Raw genomic sequence first — 7,901 nt, forward strand, 5'->3', positions numbered from 1 at the left:
GCCGCGCTCCCGCCGCCGGGGAGTTCCGCGCGGCCCCGCCGGCCCGGCCCCGGTCACAGGAGCTTGCGGAGCAGCTTCTCCTTGACGCCCGTGATGGGCGCGTAGGCGACCTTCATCGTGTCCATGAAGAGCGACTTGTCGAGCACCGACTTGGTGTGCGAGAACGTGTCGATCGAGGCCGTCGAGTGGTAGGCGCCCATGCCGCTGTCCCCCACGCCTCCGAAGGGCAGGCCGGGGACGGCCAGGTGGGCGATGGGCAGGCCGAACGCCAGGCCGCCCGAGGAGGTCTCGGTCGTCAGGCGCCGCTTGGTCAGGTCCGAGGCCGTGAACCCGTACAGCGCCAGCGGCTTGTCCCGCTCGTTGACGAAGGCGATCGCGGCGTCCAGGTCCGGCACCCGGACGACGGGCAGGATCGGCCCGAAGATCTCCTCTCCCATCACGGGCGAGTCGGGGTCGACGTCGCCCAGCACCGTGGGGGAGATGTAGAGCCGCTTGCGGTCGCGCTCGCCCCCGGCCGTCACCGTCCCGCTCTCCAGCAGGGCGGACAGCCGGTCGAAGTGGCGCTCGTTGACGATGCGCCCGTAGTCGGCGCTGCGGGAGGGGTCCTCGCCGAACATCTCCGTGATGGCGGCCGCCAGCTCCCGCTGGAGGGGTTCGGCGGTGTCCCCGATCGCGAGCACGTAGTCGGGGGCCACACAGGTCTGGCCCGCGTTGGTGAACTTGCCCCAGGCCAGGCGCCGTGCGGTGACCGCCAGGTCCGCGCCGGGCTCGACCACGGCCGGGCTCTTCCCGCCCAGTTCCAGGGTGACGGGGGTCAGGTGCTTGACGGCCGCGGCCAGGACGATGCGGGCCACCGCGCCGTTGCCCGTGTAGAAGATGTGCTCGAAGCGCTCCTCCAGCAGGGCGGTGCTCTCGGGGATGCCGCCCTCCACCACCGCGATCGCCTCGCCGTCCAGGTACCGGGGCACCAGCTCCCCCAGGGCTGCCGAGGTGGCCGGGGCGAGCTCGCTGGGCTTGACCAGGGCCGCGTTGCCCGCCGCGATCGCGCCCACCAGGGGTGCCAGCGACAGGTTGACCGGGTAGTTCCAGGGCGCCACGATCAGCACGGTGCCGAGCGGCTCGCGGACCTTGCGCGCCCTGGCCGGGGCCAGGGCCACCGGCACCGGCACCCGCTGCGGGCGCAGCCACGACGCCAGGTGCTTGAGCGTGTGGTCGATCTCGTTGACCACGAAGCCGATCTCGGTGGTGTGGGCCTCCACCGGGCTCTTGCCCAGGTCGGTGTACAGGGCCTTCTCCAGGGCCGGCCGCTCCTCGGTGAGGAGGCGCCGCAGCGCGCGCAGCTGGGCGCGCCGCCACGCGATCGGCTTGGTGCGTCCCGACGCGAACGCCGAGCGCAGCCCTGCCACGATCGGCGGGATGTCGGTGGTCAGGGTCAGCGGTTCGGCGGGGGTGTCGGTTGTCGTCATGAACCGATGGTAAACGAAAGTGTTTCGTTTCCAACAGGGCGCTCGCATAGGATTCCGGTATGACCACCGACCATCTGCCCGGCGTCTCCCGCACCCCCCGCCGGGGGCGCCCGCGGGACGCCGCCCGGGACCGCGCGCTGATGGACGCCACCCTCGCCGAACTCCAGGCCAACGGCTACAGCGGCCTGACCACCGCGGCCGTCGCCAAACGGGCCGGGGTCTCCACCGCCACCCTCTACCGCCGCTGGCGCTCCAAGGAGGACCTCGTCGTCGGCGCCGCCCGCGCCTGGGCCGAGGAACTGGGCCCCGACCGCGACACCGGCGCCCTGCACTCGGACCTGAGCGCCCTCCTGCACGACAAGGCCGCCGCCCTGGACGGGCCCTCCGGCCGCCTCCTGCGCGCCGTCCTGGGCGAGGCCGCCCACAACCGGGCCCTGGCCGACGTGCTCATGGACCAGTTCGTCATGCCCCTGCAGGAGCGGGTCGGCGCCGTCCTGGACCGGGCGGCCGGGCGCGGGGAGATCCCCCCGGTGGAGGACGCCCTCGTGGTGGGGGAGATGGTCATCGGGCCCATGGTGAGCCACACCTTCCTCATCCCCCACACCCCGGGGTCACGACCGGGCGTGGACATGGCGGAGCGGCTGCTCCCCTACCTGCTGAGGGCCCTGGGAGCGGCCACCGCACCCGTGCCCGAGGCCACCGGGCGCGGGGTCAGAACGGGTAACGGGCCGGGTCGGCCTGCATCGTCACCCACTGGGTCGCGGTGAACGCCTCCAGGTTGGCGCGGGTGCCGCCGAAACGGGACCCCGTCCCGGAGTCGCCCACACCGCCGAAGGGGGCGACGGCCTCGTCGTCCACGGTCTGGTCGTTGATGTGCACGATCCCGCTGGGCACCCGGTCCGCGATCTCCATGCCGCGCATCGGGTTGCTGGTGAGCACACCCAGGGACAGGCCGTACTCCGAGGAGTTGGCCAGCTCCACCAGCTCGTCCACCGAGGAGAAGCGCACGACCGGGGCGACCGGCCCGAACACCTCCTCCGCGTAGGCGGGGGTCGCGGCGTCGACCCGGTCCAGGACGGTCGGCCGGTAGAACAGCCCCTCGTAGGTCCCGCCCGCGCACAGCTCGGCCCCGTGGTCCACGCTGCCCGTGACCAGCGCGTGGATCTTGTCGCGCTGGCCGGCGTCGATCACCGGTCCGAGCGCCGAGCCGTCCGACTCGGCGTCTCCCACGGTCAGGGCGTCCGCCCTGGCCGAGAGCCGGTCCACGTAGGCGTCGGCGACGGACTCGTGCACCAGGTGGCGGCCGGTGGTCATGCAGATCTGCCCCTGGTGCAGGAACGAGCCCCAGGCGCCGACGGAGGCGGCCGCGTCCACGTCCACGTCGTCCAGGACCACCAGCGGCGAGTTCCCGCCCAGTTCCAGGTGGACCCGCTTGAGGTGGCGCCCGGCCGCCTCTCCGACCCTGCGCCCGGCGGCGGTGGACCCGGTGAAGGAGATGACCCGCACGTGCGGGTCGGCCACCAGGGCCTCCCCCGCGGCGGCCCCTCCGGGCAGCACCTGGAAGACGCCCTCGGGTACACCCGCCCTGCGGAAGACCTCGGCCATGACGGCGCCCCCGCAGACCGCGGTGCGCGGGTCGGGCTTGAGGATCACGGCGTTGCCGACGGCCAGGGCCGGGGCGACCGAGCGGATGCCCAGGATCAGGGGCACGTTGAACGGGGCGATCACACCGACCACCCCGGCCGGCACCTGGCGGGAGAAGCTCAGCCTCGGCTTCCCGGTGCGCAGGATCTCGCCGTGCGGCTGGGAGGCCAGGGCGGCGGCCTCGAAGCACTCCCCCGCCGCCACGTGCACCTGGAAGCCGGCCATCCCGGCCGCCGCGCCGCCCTCGCGGCGCAGCCACCCCATGATCTCGCCGGCGTTGGCCTCCAGCAGGTCTCCGGCGCGGCGCAGGACGGCGGCCCGCTCCTCGAAGGACGCGGCGGCCCACCCCCTCTGGGCCCGGGCGGCCCGCGCGGCGGCGTCGCGGACGTCGTCGGCGTCGGCGATGCCGGTGCGTCCCAGCACCTCCCCGCTCGACGGCGAGACCACGGGGGCGTCACCGCCCTTGGCCGGGGTCCACGCCCCGGTGAAGACGGCGGAGGTGAAGTCCTCGGAGGCGATCAGGGTCACGGTGTGTCTCCTTCGACGGTTTCCCGCGCGTGCGTGCGGGAGCTGTTCGGTGGGGCCGGTGCACGGGACCGGCGCCCGTGGACGGTGGGCGGTCAGCCCGCCGGGGACCCGCCGGCGACCGGGCTGCCCTCCCTGCCCCCGGTCCGGTCCTGCGGGCGGCCGTCCGCCCCCGCGTCGCCCCTCTTCGCCCTCTGGATCTCGGCGTAGACGCGGGTGCGCAGCTCGGTGAAGCGACCGTCCCGGCGGGTGGTGAGCTGGTCCCGCCCGGCAGGCAGGTCGACGGTGACGTCGTCCTGCACCACGGTCGGCGAGGAGGAGAGCACGAGGACCCGCTCCCCCAGGTAGACGGCCTCGTCGATGTCGTGGGTGACGAACAGGACGGTGACCCCGAGGCGCTTCCAGAGCGCGCGGATCAGGTCCTCCAGGTCGGCACGGGTCTGGGCGTCGACGGCGGCGAAGGGCTCGTCCATGAGCAGGACCTTGGGCTCATAGGCGACGGCGCGGGCGATGGCCACGCGCTGCTGCATGCCGCCGGAGAGCTGCCAGGGGTAGGCGTCGGCGGATCCGGCCAGCCCCACCGCCTCCAGTGCCTCGCGGACGAGGCCGGTGCGCCGCTCCACGGGTAGCCTCTTCTGCTTCAGCGGCAGTTCGACGTTGGCGCGCACACTCATCCACGGGAAGAGGCTGCGCCCGTACTCCTGGAAGACCACGGCCATGTCGGGCGGCGGCGCGGTGACGGGGCGGCCTTCGAGCTCGACGGTGCCGCCGGTGGGCGGCATGAGCCCGGCGATGCACTTGAGCAGGGTGGTCTTGCCGCAGCCGGAGGGACCGACGAGGCAGACGAGTTCGCCCTCGGCGAGTTCGAAGGTGAGGTCGCGGACGGCCTCGACGGCGACGGCTCCCCCGTCGTAGACCTTCCGGAGGCCGGTGACCTTGAGCATGGTGGGGCGTTCTCCCTCGTGGTCGGTCGTGGTCGTGGTCGGTTCCGCGGCGGCGCCCACGGGCTCACCCGCCCCGGTTCGCGGCGCGCAAACCCCGGTACCAGCCCAGGACGCGGCCCTCGACGAGCTCGAACAGCGCCGACAGGGCGAAACCGATCAGGCCGAGCAGGACCATGCCCGCCCACATCTCGGGGATGGCGAAGCTGCGCTGGAACTGGACGATGGCGAACCCCAGGCCGCTGGAGCTGGCGAACATCTCGCTGATGACCATGAGGATGATCGCCAGGGCCAGGGCCAGGCGCAGCCCGGCCATGATCTGCGGAGCCGCCGAGCGCAGGACCAGGACGCGCAGCCGTGTGGCGCCGGTGATGCCGTAGCAGCGGGCGGTGTCGGCCAGGACCGGGTCCACGGCGCGCACGCCCTCCACGGTGTTGAGCAGGACGGGCCACACGCAGCCGGAGACGATCACCATGACCTTCATGGAGTCGTCGATGCCGGCCAGCAGGATCATCAGCGGCACCAGGACCGGCGGCGGGACGGCGCGCAGGAACTCCAGGACCGGCTCCAGGAGGGCCCGGGTCCGGGGGGACAGGCCCAGCAGGACCCCCAGGCCCACACCGAGGACCGCCGCGACGGTGAAGCCGGTGAGCAGGCGGGCGATGCTCGGGAGCACGTCGGTGAAGAGGCGTTCGGAGAACCACAGCTCGACGAAGGCGGCGGCGATGAGGTCGGGGGTGGGCGTGTAGTAGCTGTCCGAGGCGGCGCCGGCGTAGGCGTAGACCCCGACGAGCACGACGGGGAGCAGGAGCACGTGCAGGGTGCGCAGGCCCAGTCGGCCCGCGGCGCCGCGGCGCGGTCGCGCGGCCGGGGCCCGCGTCCCGGCGCTGTCGTCGGACCGGGCGGTCCCGAGGGGACGGTTCATGCCGCTGCCTCCCCGCGGACGGACGCGTGCCAGTGCAGGACGCGGCGTTCCAGGGCGCGCACCCCGGTGTTGACCAGGACCCCGAGGCCGCCGGTGGCGACGATGAGCGCGTAGACCGAGGCAACGGCGCCGCTGGACTGGGCGACGGCGATCTCGCGGCCCAGGCCCGGGGAGCCGATGACGAGCTGGGCGGTGACGGACAGGATGAGCGCGACCGCCGCGGCCAGGCGCAGGCCCGTCATCAGGTAGGGCAGGGTGGTGGGCCACACGACGTGGCGGACGCGGGCCAGGCGGCCGAGCCCGTAGGAGCGCGCGGTCTGCTCGGCGACGGGGTCGACGTCGGCCACCCCGTACAGGACCTGGATGTAGAGGAGCCAGAAGGAGGCGTACACGACCAGGAGCAGGGTGGAGCGCAGGTCGGTGCCGTACATGAGGACGGCGAGCGGGATGAGCGCGACCGAGGGGATGGGGCGCAGGAAGTCCACCGTGGAGTCGGTGAAGGCGCGCACCCGGGGCAGCGAGCCCAGGGTGAGGCCGAGCAGGACGGCGGCGGCGAAGGCGATGGCCAGGCCCAGTGCCCATCCGGTGAGCGTGTCGCCCACGGCCGTCCAGAAGGCGGCCGTGGCGGCGCGTTCGGCCAGGGTGGCCAGAACCTCGGAGGCGGGCGGCAGGTGGCGGGCGGAGACGGCTCCCAGGCGCGGCGCGGCCTCCCAGAGCGCGAGGAGGGCGGCGATGCCCAGGGCCCCGAGGAGCGGCCTGTCGGGGCCCGCGCGCGCGGCCCGGCGCGTGCGGGCGCCGCCGCCCGCGGGTACGGCCGGCGGTGCGGCCCCGGTGGTGAGGACTGCCGGCCCACGGCGCATCGGCGCTCCAACCGCGTCGGGGTGGGCACCGGCGCCCACCACTGTACGTTTTGCGAACACTTGTTCTTTTGGCGAACATAGGTGATGCGGCTCACCGGGTCAAGATATGGTGCGGGCGCATTTCGACGCCATGGACGCCGACGGCGGGACGGCCGCGCCCGGGCGGGACACTCCGGGATCCGCGCCGCCGGACGGGGCCCACCGCCCCTCCTGCTCGTTCGTCATGTGAATATGTGTTCGCATAAGGAACTTCTGTGGCACCCGGGCGCCAAGCCCGACCGACGAGGGGACACCTGATGCGCACACGCGTCGGCATCATCGGAGCAGGGCCCGCCGGCCTCCTGCTCTCCCACCTGCTGCACCTGGCCGGCATCGAGTCGGTGGTGCTGGAAACGCGGGACCGCGCCTACGTCGAGGCCCGCCAGCGCGCGGGCGTCGTGGAACACGGCGTCGCCCGCCTCCTCCGCCGCAGCGGTCTCGGCGAGCGCATGGACCGCGAGGGCATCACCCACGACGGCATCGAACTGCGCTTCGACGGCCGATCCCACCGCGTGGACTTCTCCGACCTGTGCGGGCGCAGCGTCGAGATCTGGGCGCAGACCGAGATCGTCAAGGACCTGACCGCCCGGCGCCTGGCCGACGGAGGACAGGTCCTCTTCGGGGCCCGGGCCACCGCGATCGAGGGGATCGAGACCGACAGCCCCCGCGTGCGCCACACCCTGGAGGGCCGGGAGGAGGTGCTGGAGTGCGACTACGTGGCGGCCTGCGACGGCTTCCACGGGATCGGGAGGCGCAGCCTGCCCGAGGGCGTCGTCCGCACCTTCGAGCGCCTCTACCCCTTCAGCTGGCTGGGCGTGCTGGCCGACGTGCCGCCCTCGTGCGAGGAGCTGGTCTACGCCCGCCACGAACGCGGCTTCGCCCTGCACAGCATGCGCTCGGAGGAGGTGAGCCGCCTCTACCTCCAGGTGCCCAACGGCACCGACCCCGACGACTGGCCGGAGGAGCGGGTGTGGGAGGAGCTGGCCGAGCGCATGGCCGTGCCCGGCTGGGAACTGCGACGCGGACCGCTCACCTCCAAGGGCCTGACCCCCATGCGCAGCCTGGTCACCGAGCCGATGAGCCACGGGCGCCTCTACCTGGCCGGGGACGCCGCGCACATCGTGCCGCCCACCGGGGCCAAGGGGCTCAACCTGGCGCTGCACGACGTGGCGCTGCTCGCGGAGGGCCTGCGCGCCCGGTACACGCACGGCGGGACGGGGGCGCTGGAGGACTACTCGGCCGCGGCGCTGCGCCGGGTGTGGCGGGCCGAGCACTTCTCCTACTGGATGACCACGCTGCTGCACACCTCGGGCGACGCCTTCGACCACCGCCTCCAGCTCTCGCACCTGGAGTACCTGGCCTCCTCCCGGGCCGCCTCGACCCAGCTGGCGGAGAACTACACCGGCCTGCCCCGCCCCTAGAGGCGTTCGGCGGCGGACGCGGGCACGTCGGCCGGCCGTGCCGTTCCCCCCGCGCGGGGGGAACGGCACGGCCGGCCGAC

Annotated in this window: 7 protein-coding genes; 2 read left to right on the plus strand and 5 right to left on the minus strand. The window is 73.7% G+C overall.

Translation table 11 applies throughout. The features are described 5' to 3' along the window. Positions 1–53: 53 nt before the first annotated feature. A complete protein-coding gene (locus ACWGL3_RS29315; protein ID WP_267944512.1) occupies positions 54–1,466 on the minus strand; it encodes an aldehyde dehydrogenase family protein in 1,413 nt (470 codons plus the stop codon). A 59-nt stretch (positions 1,467–1,525) separates the two neighbouring features. Between ACWGL3_RS29315 and ACWGL3_RS29320 the strand changes: the two genes are divergently transcribed. Next, on the plus strand, positions 1,526–2,233 hold the full coding sequence (locus ACWGL3_RS29320; protein WP_452462033.1) for a TetR/AcrR family transcriptional regulator: 708 nt from the start codon (positions 1,526–1,528) through the stop codon (positions 2,231–2,233). Here the strand turns inward: ACWGL3_RS29320 and ACWGL3_RS29325 are convergent. The 4 genes from ACWGL3_RS29325 to ACWGL3_RS29340 form a co-directional block, all read right to left on the minus strand. Beyond that, positions 2,178–3,638, minus strand: a complete 1,461-nt coding sequence (locus ACWGL3_RS29325; RefSeq protein ID WP_452462034.1) for an aldehyde dehydrogenase family protein — start codon at positions 3,636–3,638, stop codon at positions 2,178–2,180. The genes ACWGL3_RS29320 and ACWGL3_RS29325 overlap by 56 nt on opposite strands. A gap of 92 nt (positions 3,639–3,730) precedes the next feature. Further along, positions 3,731–4,579 (minus strand): ABC transporter ATP-binding protein, encoded by an 849-nt coding sequence (locus ACWGL3_RS29330; protein ID WP_267950400.1) that lies wholly within the window; start codon positions 4,577–4,579, stop codon positions 3,731–3,733. Positions 4,580–4,643: 64 nt separating this feature from the next. After that, positions 4,644–5,501: an ABC transporter permease gene (locus tag ACWGL3_RS29335; protein ID WP_267944515.1), complete on the minus strand. Its 858-nt coding sequence runs from the start codon at positions 5,499–5,501 to the stop codon at positions 4,644–4,646. Beyond that, positions 5,498–6,361 carry an ABC transporter permease gene (locus ACWGL3_RS29340; protein WP_267944516.1) on the minus strand — a complete coding sequence of 288 codons (864 nt, stop codon included), beginning with the start codon at positions 6,359–6,361 and terminating at the stop codon, positions 5,498–5,500. Before ACWGL3_RS29340 ends, ACWGL3_RS29335 begins: the two co-directional genes overlap by 4 nt. Positions 6,362–6,657: 296 nt before the next feature. Here ACWGL3_RS29340 and ACWGL3_RS29345 point away from each other — a divergent pair, with 296 nt between their 5' ends. Beyond that, positions 6,658–7,821: a 4-hydroxybenzoate 3-monooxygenase gene (locus ACWGL3_RS29345; RefSeq protein ID WP_267944517.1), complete on the plus strand. Its 1,164-nt coding sequence runs from the start codon at positions 6,658–6,660 to the stop codon at positions 7,819–7,821. The last annotated feature ends 80 nt before the right edge of the window (positions 7,822–7,901 follow it).

It is taken from the genome of Nocardiopsis sp. NPDC055824 (genome assembly GCF_053616335.1).